The following is a 15966-nucleotide window of genomic DNA, read 5'->3' as shown; positions in this document are numbered from 1 at the left end:
GCTGACCCTGCCACGCCGTTGAGTGCTGGGTTTTTGTGCCGAGCGAGTTGCCAGCAGCACAAAAACCCAGCACTCAGCTAACGGGGTTCGGGGATCAGGATCAGGGCGCCCAGCGGGGGTACCCGTACGACTGCGGACCAGGCACGGCCGTGGTGCGGTACCGGTTCGGCCTGCACCCGGCCCATGTTCCCTACGCCCGAGCCGCCGTACACGGTCGCGTCGGTGTTCAGCGCCTCGCGCCAGACGGATGCGACGGTCGCCTCGTCCTCGCTGGTCGGGCTCGTGGTCTCGACCCGCTCGACCAGCGAGGGCTCGTCCGACGGCGAGGCGGGCTCGACCGAGGCGGCCTCGACCGAGGCAGCCTGCTCCGCCAGCGGCAGGGTCGGCAGCGGCAGCCGGTATCCCTCGTGGGGCACACCCGCGAAGTTGACGACCACCACGACCGGGTCGCCCGAGCGTGACCGGCGCACATAGGCCAGCACGTTGTGGTCGGCGTCGTCGGCCTCGAGCCACTCGAACCCCGCGGGGTCGAAGTCCAGCTCCCACAGCGCCGGCGTCGCGCGGTAGAGCGCGTTCAGGTCCCGGACGAGGTGCTGCACGCCGACGTGCCCGGCGTCGCCCAGCAGGTGCCAGGGCAGCCCGTCCGACTCGGACCACTCGCTCTCCTGGGCGAACTCGCAGCCCATGAACAGCAGCTGCTTGCCCGGGTGCGTCCACTGGTAGGCGAGGAAGGACCGCACGCCGGCGAGCTGCTGCCACCGGTCGCCGGGCATCTTGCCCAGCAGGGACCCCTTGCCGTGGACCACCTCGTCGTGGCTGATCGGCAGCACGAACTGCTCCGTGAACGCGTACACGAGCGAGAACGTGAGCTCGCCGTGGTGGTAGCGCCGGTTGTACGGGTCCTCCGCGAGGTAGCGGAGGGAGTCGTTCATCCAGCCCATGTTCCACTTCAGGCCGAAGCCCAGCCCTCCGCTCGACGTGGGGCCGGTGACCTGGGGAAAGGCCGTGGACTCCTCGGCGATCATCATGACCCCGGGGGTGCGCCGGTACGCGGTCGCGTTCGCCTCCTGGATGAACGCGATCGCCTCGAGGTTCTCCCGCCCGCCGTGCACGTTGGGCGCCCACTCGCCCTCCTTGCGGGAGTAGTCGAGGTAGAGCATCGAGGCGACGGCGTCCACGCGCAGCGCGTCGACGTGGAACTCCTCGAACCAGTAGGTCGCGTTCGCCACGAGGAAGTTGCGCACCTCACGCCGGCCGAAGTCGAAGATCAGCGTGCCCCAGTCCTGCTGCTCGCCGCGCCGCGGGTCGGGGTGCTCGTACAGGGGCGAGCCGTCGAAGCGGGCGAGGGCGAACTCGTCGCGCGGGAAGTGCGCGGGCACCCAGTCCAGGATGATGCCGATCCCGGCCTGGTGGAGCTGGTCCACGAGGTGGCGGAAGTCGTCGGGCGAGCCGAACCGCGAGGTCGGCGCGTAGTAGCTGGTGACCTGGTAGCCCCACGACCCGCCGTACGGGTGCTCCGCGACGGGCAGCAGCTCGACGTGCGTGAACCCCTGCTCGGAGACGTAGGCGGTCAGCTGCTCCGCAAGCTCCCGGTACCCGAGGCCCGGCCGCCAGGAGCCCAGGTGCACCTCGTACGCGCTCAGCGGCGCGGAGTGCGGGTCCGTCGCCGTGCGCGTGGCCAGCCACGCGTCGTCGTGCCACTCGTGGGTCGAGGCCGTCACGACGCTCGCCGTCGCGGGCGGCTGCTCCGTCGCCTTGGCGAGGGGGTCCGCCTTGGCGCGCCAGACGCCGTCGGCCCCCAGGATCTCGAACTTGTACCGCAGGCCGGGGCCCACGTCCGGGACGAACAGCTCCCAGACGCCGGCGGAGCCGAGCGACCGCATGGGGTGCGTGCCGCCCCAGCCGTTGTGGTCGCCCACGAGGCGCACGCCGCGGGCGTTCGGTGCCCACACGGCGAAGGCGACGCCGGCGATGTCGCCGGCCGCGCTCGGATACCGGTGCAGGTTGGCGCCGAGCACCTGCCAGAGCTGCTCGTGCCGCCCTTCACCGATCAGGTGCAGGTCGACCTCGCCCAGGGTGGGCAGGAACCGGTACGGGTCGTCGGCGGTCCAGGTCTCCGTGCCCGACCGGGTACGGATGCGGTAGTCGGGGGCATGCCGGGACCCGTCCGGGGCCTCGATCGCGGGCACGACGGCGGCCCATACCCCCGCTCCCTCGTGGGTCGCGGCCACCTCCGTGTCACCGCCCGCGCCCGAGGTCGTCACCACGACCTCGTCGGCGAGCGGCCGTAAGGCGCGGACCACCGCCCAGGGCCCGTCGAGCAGATGGGGGCCGAGCACGGTGTGCGGATCGTGGTGGGTCCCGGACGCGATAGCGGTCAGGATCTCGAGGTCGACGTCGGGCAGGTCTGCCATGGGTTCACCTTTCCACGTGAGGTGCGGGGCGTGCGACACGTCACACGCCATGATGTCCCTCATGGCACGAATCACCATCGCCGACATCGCCCGTCGCGCCGGAGTCTCCACCGGCGCGGTCTCCTACGCGCTCAACGGACGGCCCGGTGTCTCCGAGGCCACACGCGAGCGGATCCTGGCGATCGCAGCGGATCTGGGCTGGGCGCCGAGCTCCGCCGCCCGGTCCCTGTCGGGCGCGCGTACCGAGACGGTGGGCCTCGTGCTGGCGCGGGACCCGCAGACGCTCGGGTTCGAGTCGTTCTACATGCAGTTCGTCGCGGGCATCGAGTCGGTCCTCACCGAGCGCGACTACGGTCTGCTGCTGCAGGTGGCACCCGACCTCGACGCCGAGGTACGCACCTATCGCAAGTGGCGCGCCGCGCGCCGCGTCGACGGCATCGTCGTGGTGGACCCGCGGCTCGACGACCCGCGCATCGCCATGCTGAGCGTGCCCGAGCCGCTTCCGGCCGTGGTGGTCGGCGACCCCGGCCTGGCCGAGGGCCTCACCACCGTGTGGACCGACGACGCCGCCGCGATGCGCGAGTCCGTGCGGTACCTGCACGCCCTGGGCCATCGCGACGTCGCCCGGGTCGCCGGCTCCGAGGGGTTCGGGCACACCTGGATCCGCGACGAGGCGTTCCGGAGCGAGACGACGGCGCTCGGGATGCGTGGCCAGCTGCGGTCCACCGACTACACGCCGGAGCAGGGAGCGCTGGCCACGCGCGACCTGCTGGGCTCCGGCCGGCGGCCCACCGCCATCGTCTACGACAACGACGTGATGGCGTTGTCGGGCCTGGGCGTCGCCGCCGAGCTGGGGCTGACGGTGCCCGCCGACCTCTCGCTCATCGCCTGGGACGACTCCCCGCTCTGCCAGGCGACCTTCCCGCAGCTCACGTCGCTCAGCCACGACGTCGTCGCGTACGGCGCGCACGTGGCGCGCCGCCTGTTCGACCGGATGGCCGGGGAGCCCGTCGGGGGGTTCCACGACTCGACCCCGCAGCTGCGGGTGAGAGGTACGACGGGACCTTTGACTTAAGCCAACTTAACCGCTTCACTCGGTCGCACGCCCCGGGGACCGACCCGGGACGAGTCGATGGAGACGAGAGTGATCGAGATGGCGAAGAAGCACATCTTGGCCGCGACCACGGGCGCAGCGGCTGCCCTGGCGCTCGCGGCATGCACGGGCGGAGCCGGCGGCGCGGCCGCCGGTGGTGACGGGATCGAGGGCGAGCCGTCGGGCGAGATCACGGTGATCACCCAGCGCACCGACCTCGTCGACACGGTGTTCCAGGACTACAAGGAACAGTTCGAGAAGGAGTACCCGGACGTCACCGTGAGCTTCGAGTCCATGACGGACTACGAGGGCGAGATAGCGGTCCGCATGAACACCCAGGACTACGGCGACGTGCTGCTCATCCCGAACAGCGTCACCCCGGACAAGCTGGGCACCTTCTTCGAGCCCCTGGGCGGCGTCGAGGAGCTGGGCGAGAAGTACGCACTCCTCGAGGAGGAGGCCTACGAGGGACAGGCGTACGGCATCCCGATCACCGTCAACACCCAGGGCATCGTCTACAACAAGAAGGTCTGGGCGGACGCCGGGCTCACCGACTGGCCGACGACGCCCGACGAGCTGCTCGACGACCTGCGGGCCATCAAGGACAAGACCGACGCCGTCCCGTACTACACGAACTACGCCGACGGCTGGCCACTGAGCCAGTGGGACGGCAACCGCGGCGCCCTGGGGGACCCGGCCTACGCGAACGAGCACATCGCCTACACCGACACGCCCTGGGCTCCCGGCGAGTGGCACCACATCTCCGACGGCCTGCTGTTCGACATCGTGGCCGGTGGCCTGTCCGAGGAGGACCCGACCACCACCAACTGGGAGGAGTCCAAGACCCTGCTCGGCACGGGCAAGGTGGGCACCATGCTGCTCGGCTCGTGGGCGATCACGCAGATGCAGCAGGCTGCGGAGGACGCCGGCGGCTCGGCTGACGACATCGGCTACATGCCGTTCCCCTACCAGGTGGACGGCACGTTCCACGCGCAGGTGGCCGGCGACTACAAGAACGCGATCAACGTGCACAGCGAGCACAAGGCCGCCGCCTGGGCGTGGGTCGAGTGGTTCGCGGAGGAGTCGGGCTACGCCTACGACGAGGGCGGGCTCTCGCCGCTCGTCGACGGTCCGACGCCGGAGACGCTGGCCGGCTTCACCGACGCGGGGGTCGAGCTGGTGGCGCTCGACCCGGCGCCGTCGGGCAAGGAGGCCTACGAGGCGAACGTCGTGAGCGAGTCCGAGGTGGACCTCTACGGCAACATCTACCGGCAGGAGCTGGTGGACGTCGCCCGCGGCGCGAAGGACGGAGACAAGGAGTCCTTCTTCGCGAGCCTGAACGAGCGGTGGGCGAAGGCCCGCGCAGCGGTCGGCTGAGCATGGTGGCGACGACTACCGCCCGCCCGGCGGCGGCCCTCGTGGCGCCGTCGGGCGGGGCCCGGTCGCACCAGGGGTGGCGCGTCACCCCGTGGCTGTTCCTGCTGGTGCCGGTGGCACTGCTGGTGACGTTCACCTACGTGCCGGTGGCGAACATGGTCTGGTACAGCTTCACCGACTGGGACGGTCTCGACCCGGTGATGAACCCGGTGGGCCTGGCCAACTACGCCCGGATCTTCGGCGACCCCGCGTACTTCCAGGTGTTCCTCGTGAGCCTGTACTACCTGGCCGGCGCGGCGGTGCAGCTGGTGCTCGCGCTGTACTTCGCCACCGTGCTGTCGTTCAACACCCGGTTCCGGAACGTCTTCAAGGGCCTGATCTTCTTCCCGTACCTGATCAACGGGGTGGCGATCGGCCTGGTGTTCCTCTACTTCTTCCGGCCGGGCGGCACGCTCGACGCCCTGCTGGCCCTGGTCGGCGTGGACGCGCCGGCGCAGTGGCTCGGTGACCCGTCGGTGATCAACGTCTCGCTCGCCGCCACCTCGGTGTGGCGGTTCATGGGCCTGAACTTCGTCCTGTTCCTCGGTGCCATCCAGTCCATCCCGACCGAGCTGTACGAGGCGGCGGAGCTGGACGGCGCCACGAGCTGGCACAAGTTCCGCTACATCATCCTGCCGGGGATCAAGAAGATCGTGGGCCTGTCGGCGATCCTCGCCGTGAGCGGCTCCCTGTCCGTCTTCGAGATCCCGTACATCATGACCGGCGGCGCCAACGGGTCGGCGACGTTCGTGATCCAGACCGTGCAGGCCGCGTTCACCCACCACAACTTCGGCCTCGCGTCGGCGATGGGTGTGCTCCTGCTCGTCATCGTGCTGGTGATCACCTGGATCCAGCGCCGGTTCGTCCCCGACGAGAAGGTGGACCTGACATGAAGGCACTGCTCGGCCCCGTCGGCATCGTGCTCAAGTACGCCAGCCTGTTCGTGGCGTCCGCCGTGGCGGTGCTGCCGCTGGTGGTGATCGGCATGGCGGCCTTCAAGCCCACGCAGGAGTTCGCCACCAGCGCCCCGCTGTCCCCGCCCGAGAGCTGGGCCTACCTCGGCAACTTCGTCACCGCGTTCACACGTGGCGGCATGCTGCAGGGCTTCGTGAACACGTCGATCATCCTGGTGGTGTCCCTGGTGGGCACCGTCATCATCGGCACGATGGCGGCGTACGCGCTCGACCGGTTCGACTTTCGCGGCAAGAAGCTGGTCGTCGCGCTGTTCCTGGTGGCGACCCTCGTGCCGGGCGTGACGACCCAGGTGGCGACCTTCCAGATCATCAACAGCCTGGGCTTGTTCAACACCCGGGGCGCGGCGATCGTGCTGTTCATGGGCACCGACATCGTGGCGATCTACATCTTCTGGCAGTTCATGCAGTCGATCCCCCGGTCGCTCGACGAGGCGGCGATGCTCGACGGCGCGAACCGGCTGAGCATCTTCGCGCGCATCATCTTCCCGCTGCTGAAGCCCGCCATCGCGACCGTGGTGATCATCAAGGGCATAGCGATCTACAACGAGTTCTACATCCCGTTCCTCTACATGCCGAAACAGGACCTCGCCGTGATCTCCACGTCGCTGTTCCGGTTCCAGGGGCCGTTCGGGGCGCAGTGGGAGGTCATCGCGGCGGGCACGGTGCTCGTCATCCTCCCGACGCTCGCCGCGTTCCTGTTCCTGCAGCGGTTCATCTACAGCGGCCTGACCCAGGGAGCGACCAAATGAGCGACCAAATGAGCGACCACACGAGCGACCACACGAGCGACCACACGAGCGACCGGACGAGCCTCTCGGCCAGCGCTCCCGAGGGCGGGGCTCCCGTGGTACCCCTTCCCGGCGGCCCTGTGCTCGGCATGACGTGGGGCTGGGTGGGGGAGCGCGGTACCTGGGCCGCTCCCGAGGCGGCCGGCTCCCTCGACGCGCTCGCCGAGCTGGGCGGCGTCACCTGGGTGGGCGTCACGTTCGGCGCACTCCAGGACACCGCGCAGTCCACGCGGGTGCGGTGGCGGGAGGAACCGACGGTGACCGACGACGAGGTGCGCGGCGCGATCCGGGCGGCGAAGGCCCGCGGCTGGAAGGTCATGCTCAAGCCGGTGGTCAACGTCGCGGACGGGACCTGGCGTGCGTACGTCTCGTTCCTCGACCCACCGGTTCCCGGAGAGCCGAGCTGGGCGGACTGGTTCGCGAGCTACACCGAGTTCCTGGTGCACCACGCGCGGATCGCCGCCGAGGAGGGCGTCGAGATGCTGTGCGTGGGCTGCGAGATGGTGCAGTCCGATAGCCAGGAGCGGCACTGGCGCGCGCTCGTCGCCGCGGTGCGCGAGGTCTACGGCGGCCTCGTCACCTACAACTGCGACAAGTACCAGGAGGACCGCGTCACCTGGTGGGACGCGGTCGACGTCATCGGGGCGCCGGGCTACTACCCGAGCGGCTCCTGGACCGCCCAGCTCGACCGGATCGAGGCGGTGGTGGCCCGCGAGGGCAAGCCGTTCGTGTTCCTCGAGTCGGGCTGCCCGTCCCGGACCGGTTCAGCCGCGCGGCCCAACGACTGGTCGCTGCCCGGCGCGCCGAGCGGCGCGGAGCAGGCGGCCTGGTACCGGGAGATGTTCACGGAGTGCGGACGGCGGCCGTGGGTGCAGGGCTACGTGCTGTGGGACTGGCCGGCACGGCTGTACGCGCCGGAGGACGCCGCCGACAACGACGACTACTGCGTCTACGCCAAGCCCGCCGCCGAGGTGGTCGCCGCCGAGTACCGATGGCTGGCGCTCAGGAGCTGAGGACGCGCTCCACGGCGGCCAGTGGGATGTGCATCCACGCGGGGCGGTGCCGGAACTCGTAGACCACCTCGTAGAGCGCCTTGTCCACCACGAGGGCGCGGAGCAGCAGCTCGGCGGTGGCGACGTCGAGCTCGCTGCCCGACGTCGCGGCGTCCGCGACCGCGTGCACCGTGCCCTCGTGCGCGTCCCCGCTGGCCTGCCGGTATCCCTCGAGAAAGCTGACCTGGGCGTGCGCCGCCCAGTGCGGGTCCGTCGTCTGCCCGACGGCGGCCGCGTAGTCCAGCGAGCGCAGCATCCCGGCGACGTCACGCAGCGGCAGGTCGGGGGCCACACGCTCGGACACCGGGCGCTGCGGCTCACCCTCGAAGTCGAGCACCTTCCAGCCGCTCGACGAGTGCAGGGCCTGGCCCAGGTGCAGGTCGCCGTGGATCGGCTGGAGCGGTACCACGCCCCCGGTGCGCTCGACGGCGGCGGCCAGGCGTGCGCTCACCGCGTCGAAGAGCGCGGTGACGCCGGCGCGCTGCGGTGCCAGGTCCGGGACGTCGGCGAACGCCTCGGCGGCACGCCGGCGCAGCACCCCCATGAACCCGGCGGGCTCCAGCCCGGGACCCTCTCCGAGCGCCCGGCGCAGCACCACGTGCAGGTGCGCGACGACGGCGCCGAGCTCCGCGGCCCGCTCGCCGAAGTCCTCGTCGCGCGCCGCGTACGCGCAGGCCAGCTCGAACCCGTCGGTGGCGTCGGTGACCAGCTCGGAGAGCACGGCGAGATGGGCGAGCGGTTCAGCGGGGTCCCGGTGACCGGCCGCGCCGTCGGGCAGGGGCAGCTCGACGGCACCCAGGAACCGCGGGACGCCGTCCCAGCCCGCCCCGGTCAGGGCGGCCGGGATCACGACGTCGGGGTGCGGGCCCAGCGCGACGGTCCGGAGGATCTTGAGCATCCCGCCGTGTCCGGCGTCGTGGGCCATCGCCGGGAGCAGCACCGAGGTGTTCGACTGCTCCCCGGAGATGCGCCGCGCCCCGGCGAGCTCGGTACTGTCCTCGGGCTCGCGCGCACCGGGGAGGGCAGCGGCGAGGTAGGCGTGCCAGGCCGCGGGGTGCGCGCCGCCGTCGTGCACCCTGACGGTGCCCGACGCCGTGGTCACGGTGCCGATCAGGCCCGCAGCCTCGGTCTCGGCCGTGTCGGCCTCCGGCTCGGCGGTGGGGGTCAGGACCAGCGGCACCTGGATCACCAGCGACTCGTCACCGGCGGCCAGGCCGGGGCCGGCCAGTCGCAGGAGCGCGACGACGACGTCGGCGACACCCGGGAAGGTGACGGTGAGCCACGGCTCGTGCGTCACGCCCTCGGCGGGCACCGGGTACCAGCGCTGTCCGGGCAGCCACGTGTCCAGGAGCCGGAGCACCTCCGGGCGGAGGTGTGCGGCTCCTGGGGAGACATGGACGTGTCGCGCCGGGCTCACTCCTCTCGCGCCTGCTCGGTCGTGCGGCCGGCTCCTGCTCGGGTCGGCGGAGCCAGCACCAGCCAGTAGAAGTCGCGCGCCCCCCACGTCATGGTCAGGATCCCGTCGTCGCCGACGCTCGGGAACCCGGCACCGCCGAACACGTCGGTGAGCGTCCAGCCGGCGTAGCCGGGCAGCTTGACGGTGGACGACCGTGCGGTGGCGGACAGGTTCGCGGCCACCAGGAGGGTCTCCTCGGCGGAGGACCGGGTGAACGCGATGACCGACTCGTCGTTGCAGTCGAGCGCCGTGAAGTCGCCGGTGCCGAACGCGGGGTGCAGCCGGCGGAAGGCCAGCATGTTGTGCGTCCAGTGCAGCAGCGAGGTGGGCTGCGCGAGCTGCGCCTCCACGTTGGTGTGCTGGTAGTGGTGCACCAGGGACTGGACGAGCGGCAGGTAGAGCTTGCCCGGGTCGGCGGTGGAGAAGCCGGCGTTGCGGTCCGGCGTCCACTGCATGGGCGTGCGGACGGCGTCCCGGTCGGGCAGCCAGATGTTGTCGCCCATCCCGATCTCGTCGCCGTAGTACAGGCACGGGGTGCCGGGCAGCGAGAGCAGGAGCGCGTTGGCCAGCTCGATCTCCTTGCGGGCGTTGTCCAGCAGCGGTGCGAGCCGCCGTCGGATGCCCACGTTCGCGCGCATCCGTGGATCGGGGGCGTACCAGCCGTACATGCTGGCGCGCTCCTCCGTGGAGACCATCTCCAGGGTGAGCTCGTCGTGGTTGCGCAGGAACGTGCTCCACTGTCCGCCCGCGGGGATGGCCGGCGTGTCCGCGAGGATCTCCAGCAGCTGGCGGGCCCGCTGGTCACGGATCGCGTAGAAGATGCGCGGCATCACGGGGAAGTGGAAGCACATGTGGCACTCGGGCTCGTCCTCCGTGCCGAAGTACTCCACCACGTCGGCCGGCCACTGGTTCGCCTCCGCCAGCATGATCCGGCCCGGGAACTCGGTGTCGAGCATGCGCCGCACCTTGCGCAGGAACGCGTGCGTCTCGGGCAGGTTCTCGCAGTTGGTGCCCTCGGACTCGAACAGGTACGGCACGGCGTCCAGGCGGAAGCCGTCCACGCCGAGCTGCAGCCAGAACCGCGCGACGTCGAGCATCGCCTCGACCACGCGCGGGTTCTCGAAGTTCAGGTCGGGCTGGTGGCTGAAGAACCGGTGCCAGAAGTACTGCCGCCGTACGGGGTCGAACGTCCAGTTCGACGTCTCCGTGTCCACGAAGATGATGCGCGCGCCCTCGTAGCGCGTCGGGTCGTCGCCCCAGACGTAGAAGTCGCCGTACGGACCGTCCGGGTCGGCGCGCGAGGCCTGGAACCAGGGATGTGCGTCGCTGGTGTGGTTCATGACCAGGTCGATCACCACGCGGATGCCACGCTCGTGCGCGGCGGCGACCAGGTCGCTGAAGTCCGCGATGGTCCCGTACTGCGGTGCGATCGCGGTGAAGTCCGCGACGTCGTACCCGCCGTCGCGCAAGGGCGACGGGAAGAACGGCGGCAGCCACAGGCAGTCGACGCCGAGCCACTCCAGGTAGTCGAGCCGCTCCACGAGACCGCGCAGGTCGCCCGACCCACCGTCGCCCGAGTCGGAGAACGACCGGATCATGACCTCGTAGAAGACGGCCTTCTTGTACCACTCGGGGTCGTGCGACAGGCCCTTGCGGCGGGCGTCGAGGCGCGGCTGGCGCCGCGGCGGCAACGCCTGGACGGGTACGGGTACCGACGGCGGGTTCGGCATGCTGGGCCGCTCGGGCCGTGCACCCTCGGCCGACTGTGGATAACCCTCCGGTGGCCCGACGGCGGGACCACCTGGTCCGAACGTGGTCATGCCGGGCCCACCTGCAGGACGTGGGCCACTCGGACCTGCGGGTCGAGCCGGACCCAGGGATGAGCTCCCCAGCCGTAGGTCTCGCCGGACAACAGGTCGTGTGCCACGAAGAACGGGGCGTTCTCGTCGCCCTCGGGAGCGCTGAGGCCGAGGGCGGAAAGGTCCAGGTGCACTACAGACTCCTGTGCGTTCCGCGGGTCCAGGTTCAGCACAACCACGATCACGTCGTCGTGCCGCGGGGCACGCCGATCGTTACCCCCTGCTCTCATGGTGCGGCCCTGCGGCGTCGCTGTCGCGCGCGAAACGTGATCGGCGGAGATCCGGCGCGAGTACGCGACCACCTGGCCGTTCGTCGTGGGGTGGATGGTCAGGTTGCGGAGCTGCTGGAGCGCGGGGTGCGCGCGGCGCACCTCGTTGAGCTTGCCGAGCAGCAGCGCGATCCCGTGCTCGTCGGCGGCGGCCCAGTCCCGCGGCCGGTACTCGTACTTCTCGTTGTCGATCTGCTCCTCCGCGCCGGGCCGGGGGGTGCTCTCCACGAGCTCGTAGCCCGAGTAGATGCCCCAGGTCGGCGAGCCGGTCGCGGCGAGCACCGCGCGCGCGGCGAAGGCCGCCGCGCCGCCGTCGGTCAGAGAGGGCGGCAGGATGTCGTGGGTGGTGGGCCAGAAGGACGGGCGCAGGACCGAGCCCTGCGGCCCGCTCACCTCGGCCAGGTACTCCTCGATCTCCTCCTTGGTGTTGCGCCAGGTGAAGTAGGTGTACGACTGGTGGAAGCCGATCCGCGCCAGCGTCTGCATCATCGCCGGCTTGGTGAACGCCTCCGACAGGAAGATGACCTCCGGGTTGGTCGCGTGCACCTCCGCGAGGAGCCACTCCCAGAAGTTCAGCGGCTTGGTGTGCGGGTTGTCGACGCGGAACAGCGTGACGCCCCGGTCGATCCAGGTCCGGATCACGTCGAGGACCGCCGCGTACAGGCCGTCCGGGTCGGTGTCGAAGCTGAGCGGGTAGATGTCCTGGTACTTCTTGGGCGGGTTCTCCGCGTACGCGATGGAGCCGTCCGCGCGCACCACGAACCACTCGGGATGCTCCGTGACCCACGGGTGGTCGGGGGAGCACTGCAGCGCGATGTCCAGCGCCACCTCCATGCCCTGGGCACGGGCTGCCGCGACGAAGGCCTTGAAGTCCTTCTCGGTGCCGAGGTCCGGATGGATCGCGTCGTGCCCGCCGTCGGCCGACCCGATCGCGTACGGGCTGCCCGGGTCACCCGGCTGGGCCTCCAGCGTGTTGTTGCGGCCCTTGCGGAACGTGGTGCCGATGGGGGAGACCGGTGTCAGGTAGACGACGTCGAACCCCATCGCCGCGATGCCGGGCAGCCGCTTCGCCGCCGTCCGGAACGTGCCGGACACCCACGTGCCGTCCTTCTTCCGGCGCGCGCCCTCCGAGCGGGGGAACATCTCGTACCAGGCCCCGGCCAGCGCCAGCCGCCGCGAGACCCGCAGCGGGTAGGCCTGGGACGCGGAGACGAGCTCGCGCAGCGGCGCGCGGCGCAGCGCCTCCCGCACCTCCGGGGACGTCGCCACGGCGAACCGCGCCTCCGCCGGGCGGGTGGCGTCGCCCAGGGCACGCCGGGCGGCGGTCAGCGCGCGTGCCGCGCGGGTGGTCCGGCCGGGGGCGACCAGGGCGTCGTCCGGCACCCGGCGGCAGATCCTGTCGAACAGCCGCACGCCCTCGGCGAGCATCAGCTCCGTGTCGATGCCCGCCGCGATCTTGATCCCGGCGTCGTGCACCCACGTCGCGTACGGGTCGGACCACCCCTCGACCCGGAACGACCAGTCGCCCTCGGCGTCGGGCTGCAGAAAGCCGCGGAAGTGGTCCAGGCCGGGTGCGACGTCGACCATCGGGGCCCACGAGTGGTCGGATCCGTCCGGGGCGACGAGCACCGCCGTCGCGGAGACGGCGTCGTGCCCCTCGCGGAAGACCGTCGCCTCGATCGGGACCACCTCACCCACCACGGCTTTCGCCGGCCACCGCCCGCCCTCGACGACAGGGGAGACCTCGAGGACGGGGATGCGGCCGATCCGGCCGGGGGTCGTGTACGGGCTCACCGGAACACGCTATCGACCGACAAGGGGGACTCGCCTTTCGGGCGCGCCGGGTTTCCATACTGTTCATGGGGGAGCTCCGCAGCGACACCGTGAGGACGGTGTGCAGACCGGTTCGCACATCTCACCAGGCGAGGTGTGCTCACCCGGACATGTGCGTAGTCTTCGTCCGGTGAGAGCGATCCGCAGATTCACCGTCCGCACGGTCCTCCCCGAGCAGCTCGCTGCGCTCGACGAGCTGGCCCAGAACCTTCGCTGGTCCTGGCACGCGCCGACGCGCGACCTGTTCGCGAGCATCGACCCGGAGCTCTGGTCCGACGTCCGTGGCGACCCCGTCGCGCTGCTCGCCGCGCTCGGCTCCGACCGCCTCGCGGCGCTCGCCGCCGACGAGGCGTTCACCGGCCGGGTGCGCGCGGCGTCGGACGACCTCCACCGCTACCTGCGGGACCCGCAGTGGTACCACGGGCAGAAGACGGCGTCGGGCGGCGAGCTGCCACGAGCCATCGCCTACTTCTCGCCGGAGTTCGGCATCACGTCGGTGCTGCCGCAGTACTCGGGCGGTCTCGGCATCCTCGCCGGCGACCACCTGAAGAGTGCCTCCGACATGGGTGTGCCCATCGTCGGCGTGGGCCTGCTCTACGGCGCCGGCTACTTCCGGCAGTCGCTCACCCGCGACGCGTGGCAGGTGGAGACCTACCCGCTGCTCGACCCGGACGGCCTGCCGCTCGCCGTGCTGCGGGAGGAGGACGGCACGCCCGCCGTCGTCTCGCTCGACCTGCCCGGCGGTCGCACGCTGCACGCGCACGTCTGGGTCGCCGCCGTCGGCCGCGTGCCGCTGCTGCTGCTCGACTCGAACGTGCCGGAGAACGACGACGCGGCCCGCAAGGTGACCGACCGCCTCTACGGGGGCGGCGGCGAGCACCGGCTCCAGCAGGAGCTGCTGCTCGGCGTGGGCGGCGTGCGCGCACTGCGCGCCTGGTCGCGCCTCACCGGCGCCCCGGAGCCGGAGGTCTACCACACCAACGAGGGACACGCGGGCTTCCTCGGTGTCGAGCGCATCCGCGAGCTCGTCGGCACCGGCCTGAGCGTCGGGGAGGCGCACGAGGCAGTGCGTGCCGCCACGGTCTTCACCACTCACACGCCAGTTCCCGCCGGCATCGACCGGTTCCCGAAGGACCTGGTCAGCACGTACTTCGGCGGTGACAACACGATGGACGGCGTGCCGCTGGAGAGCGTGCTGGCGCTGGGCTCCGAGGACTACGACGGCGGCGACCCCACCGTGTTCAACATGGCGGTGATGGGTCTGCGGCTCGGCGGCCGCGCCAACGGCGTCTCGCTGCTGCACGGCCAGGTGTCGCGGGAGATGTTCGAGGGTCTGTGGCCCGGGTTCGACGCACGCGAGGTGCCGATCACGTCGGTGACCAACGGCGTGCACTCGCCCACCTGGGTCGCACCCCGGCTGGCCGCCGTGGAGGCGGAGCGGATGGGGCTGGACCAGATCACGGCACCCGAGGCGTCGTCGGGCTGGCTGGACCCGGGCAAGGTGTCCGACGCCGAGCTCTGGGCCCTGCGCGGCGAGATGCGCGGTGAGCTCGTGGCCGAGGCCCGGTGCCGGGTCCGCAAGTCCTGGCGCGAGCGCGGGGCCTCCCCGGCCGAGCTGGGCTGGATCGACGAGATCCTCTCGCCCGACGTGCTCACCATCGGCTTCGCCCGCCGTGTGCCCACCTACAAGCGGCTCACGCTCATGCTGCGCGACCAGGACCGGCTCAAGGCGCTCCTGCTCCACCCCGAGCGGCCCGTGCAGCTGATCGTGGCCGGCAAGTCGCACCCGGCCGACGACTCCGGCAAGCGGCTCATCCAGCAGCTCGTCCGGTTCGCCGACGACCCCGAGGTGCGGCACCGCATCGTCTTCCTGCCCAACTACGACATCGGCATGGCGCAGGCGCTGTACCCGGGCTGCGACGTCTGGCTGAACAACCCGCTCCGCCCGCTGGAGGCCTCCGGCACCTCGGGCATGAAGAGCGCGCTCAACGGCGGCCTGAACCTCTCGATCGAGGACGGCTGGTGGGCCGAGTGGTACGACGGCGAGAACGGCTGGGGCATCCCCACGGCCGACGGCGTCGAGGACGCCGACCGCCGCGACGACCTGGAGGCCGCCGCGCTGTACGACCTGGTGGAGTCCCAGGTGGCGCCCGCGTTCTACGACCGGTCCGCCGACGGCGTGCCCGGCCGCTGGCTGGAGATGGTGCGCCACACGCTGGCCACGCTCGGCCCGAAGGTGCAGGCCACGCGCATGGTCTCGGAGTACGTGCACGGCCTGTACGCGCCGGCCGCCGAGGCCGGCCGGCAGCTCGTCGAGGACGGGTTCGCCGCGGCGAAGGACCTGGCGGGCTGGAAGGAGCAGGTGCGGAGCTCCTGGTCGCAGGTGCGTGTGGACCACGTGGAGTCCGCGGGTATCGGTGAGGCGGTGCAGGTCGGCGACCGGCTCACGGTGCGTGCCTACGTGTCGCTCGGGTCCCTGTCGCCCGACGACGTGGACGTGCAGGTGGTGCACGGTCGGGTCACGGAGGCCGACGTCATCGACGAGTTCTCCGCGGAGCCCCTCGCGCTCGTCGAGTCGTACGAGGCCGGGCGGCACGCGTTCGGCGGCGAGGTCGACCTGGACACCTCCGGCCCGTTCGGCTACACCGTGCGGATCGTGCCCCGGCACGCGCACCTGGCGAGCGTCGCGGAGCTCGGCCTGGTGGCCAACGCCTGACCTGCCGGCCAGGCCGCCGAACCGCAACGGAGAAGTCCTGCAGGGCTCGGACAGACCGTTGAGCATCGGTTCGGCGACCTTGGCCGACCGGGCTCG

General features: G+C 71.2%; 10 protein-coding genes. 6 read left to right on the top strand and 4 right to left on the bottom strand.

Annotation, left to right across the window (positions count from 1 at the left end):
* Positions 1–77 precede the first annotated feature (77 nt).
* Positions 78–2414, bottom strand: a complete 2337-nt coding sequence (gene glgB / locus LUM46_RS18935) for a 1,4-alpha-glucan branching protein GlgB (protein WP_274996011.1) — start codon at positions 2412–2414, stop codon at positions 78–80.
* A gap of 61 nt (positions 2415–2475) precedes the next feature.
* Here glgB and LUM46_RS18930 point away from each other — a divergent pair, with 61 nt between their 5' ends.
* The 5 genes from LUM46_RS18930 to LUM46_RS18910 are packed head-to-tail and all read left to right on the top strand — an operon-like array spanning position 2476 to position 7698.
* Positions 2476–3489, top strand: a complete 1014-nt coding sequence (locus LUM46_RS18930; protein WP_274996009.1) for a LacI family DNA-binding transcriptional regulator — start codon at positions 2476–2478, stop codon at positions 3487–3489.
* Positions 3490–3546: 57 nt separating this feature from the next.
* Positions 3547–4884: an ABC transporter substrate-binding protein gene (locus LUM46_RS18925; protein ID WP_274996006.1), complete on the top strand. Its 1338-nt coding sequence runs from the start codon at positions 3547–3549 to the stop codon at positions 4882–4884.
* A 2-nt stretch (positions 4885–4886) separates the two neighbouring features.
* Positions 4887–5816, top strand: coding sequence for a carbohydrate ABC transporter permease (locus tag LUM46_RS18920; RefSeq protein WP_274996004.1), 930 nt, complete (start codon positions 4887–4889; stop codon positions 5814–5816).
* Positions 5813–6646: a carbohydrate ABC transporter permease gene (locus LUM46_RS18915; RefSeq protein ID WP_274996001.1), complete on the top strand. Its 834-nt coding sequence runs from the start codon at positions 5813–5815 to the stop codon at positions 6644–6646. Before LUM46_RS18920 ends, LUM46_RS18915 begins: the two co-directional genes overlap by 4 nt.
* A gap of 8 nt (positions 6647–6654) precedes the next feature.
* On the top strand, positions 6655–7698 hold the full coding sequence (locus LUM46_RS18910; protein ID WP_420875791.1) for a glycoside hydrolase family 113: 1044 nt from the start codon (positions 6655–6657) through the stop codon (positions 7696–7698).
* On the opposite strand, the gene LUM46_RS18905 is transcribed toward LUM46_RS18910, so the two are convergent.
* The 3 genes from LUM46_RS18905 to LUM46_RS18895 form a co-directional block, all read right to left on the bottom strand.
* Entirely contained in the window at positions 7688–9154 is a 1467-nt protein-coding gene (locus tag LUM46_RS18905; protein ID WP_274995998.1) for a maltokinase N-terminal cap-like domain-containing protein, read from the bottom strand. The genes LUM46_RS18910 and LUM46_RS18905 overlap by 11 nt on opposite strands.
* Positions 9151–10923, bottom strand: a complete 1773-nt coding sequence (gene treS, locus LUM46_RS18900) for a maltose alpha-D-glucosyltransferase (protein WP_374727020.1) — start codon at positions 10921–10923, stop codon at positions 9151–9153. Before treS ends, LUM46_RS18905 begins: the two co-directional genes overlap by 4 nt.
* Positions 10924–11009: 86 nt before the next feature.
* Positions 11010–13115: an alpha-1,4-glucan--maltose-1-phosphate maltosyltransferase gene (locus LUM46_RS18895; RefSeq protein ID WP_274995991.1), complete on the bottom strand. Its 2106-nt coding sequence runs from the start codon at positions 13113–13115 to the stop codon at positions 11010–11012.
* A gap of 169 nt (positions 13116–13284) precedes the next feature.
* Between LUM46_RS18895 and glgP the strand changes: the two genes are divergently transcribed.
* Positions 13285–15870, top strand: coding sequence for an alpha-glucan family phosphorylase (glgP, locus tag LUM46_RS18890; protein WP_274995989.1), 2586 nt, complete (start codon positions 13285–13287; stop codon positions 15868–15870).
* Positions 15871–15966 lie beyond the last annotated feature (96 nt).

The organism is Promicromonospora iranensis, from assembly GCF_028994805.1.
GTDB lineage: Bacteria > Actinomycetota > Actinomycetes > Actinomycetales > Cellulomonadaceae > Promicromonospora > Promicromonospora iranensis.
This window is presented reverse-complemented; position numbering and strand designations above follow the sequence as displayed.